Here is a 1,261-nt window from a genome sequence, read left to right as displayed (position 1 = left end):
TTGTAGTGGTCAAGTAAAATTGGCCACGGTTTTAGAGTCATTCCAATATAAACGTTCTGACTCATTTGGCGTTAACCCACCATTATATTGATGGGGTCTGGTCTCACTGTAATATCCAGTGATGTAATTTGTGATCTCTTTATTTGCTTCTGTAAAATTCCCATAACCACTGGCGGGTATCCACTCAGATTTCAAACTTCTAAAGAAACGCTCCATTGGTGCGTTATCCCAACAATTCCCGCGGCGACTCATACTTTGCTCAATTTGAAGACGCCATATTAATTGTCTGAATTTCAAGCTTGTGTAATGCGAACCTTGATCGCTGTGATATATCACATTCTCAGGCTTACCCCTTAACTCAAATGCCATTTTCAAAGCTTTACAGGTCAGCGCACTATCTGGTGATAATGACAAAGCCCATCCAACAGGTTTGCGGGAAAATAAGTCTAAAACAACGGCTAGATAGGCCCAGCGATTACCGACCCAAACATACGTCACGTCGCCACACCACACTTGATCTGGTTGAGTTACTGCAAACTGTCGATTAAGCGTATTGGGGATTGCAACATGCTCTTGTGTCGCTTTCCGATAAGAATGCTTAGGCTGCTGACAGCTTAATAACCCAAGCTTTTTCATTAGATTACGGGCTCGATAACGACTGAGACCAATCCCTTTGTTAGTCACTAATTGCGCTATCGTTCGCGCACCGGCAGAGCCATGACTAATACGATGTGCGGCCTTCACTTCACTGCATAAAATAGTCAAGTCTGCATCAATATGTTCTTTTCTTTTTAGCCAATACTTATAGCTACTTCGATGCACTTTGAATGCATTACAAATTGTGAGAATAGAGTGGCTCTGCTTGAGTGCGCTGATTAGCGTAAATTGTTCATCGAGTCTGACATCAAGAGAGCGGTAGCCTTTTTTAGGATAAGATTGTGCTCCTCAAGACGAGCTATTTGCTTCTTCAGCTCACGGATTTCAATTTGTTCAGGGGTAATCGGAGATGCTTTTGGTGTGCCACCCTGGCGTTCTAGTTTTAACTGTCTCACCCACTTATCCATAGTGGACTTACCTACGTTCATCGCCTTTGCAGCTTCGATGATGCTATGGTTTTTATCGAGGACTAATTGGGCTGCTTCAAGTTTGAATTCAGCACTAAATGTTTTTCTGGTTGTCGATCTCATGTGTTCACCTAAAGTCATCTACGAGGTAATAATATCACCTCTATTTAGGTGGCCAAAATTAGTGTGCCACTACA

Annotated in this window: 1 protein-coding gene; it reads right to left on the bottom strand. The window is 42.5% G+C overall.

Translation table 11 applies throughout. The annotated features are described in order from the left end of the window. Window positions 1–9 precede the first annotated feature (9 nt). Window positions 10–1,187, bottom strand: a protein-coding gene (locus tag L5L91_RS22540; RefSeq protein ID WP_263237819.1) for an IS3-like element ISSba5 family transposase whose coding sequence is annotated in 2 segments (ribosomal slippage) — window positions 10–929 and window positions 929–1,187 — 1,179 coding nt in all. Because the reading frame shifts where the segments join, the coding sequence is not laid out codon by codon here. Between the last annotated feature and the right edge of the window lie 74 nt (window positions 1,188–1,261).

The organism is Shewanella sp. SM55 (assembly GCF_025654025.1).
Classification (GTDB): Bacteria; Pseudomonadota; Gammaproteobacteria; order Enterobacterales; family Shewanellaceae; genus Shewanella; species Shewanella oncorhynchi.
The sequence above is the reverse complement of the archived record's forward strand: the minus strand, read 5'-3'. Positions and strand labels throughout refer to the sequence as shown.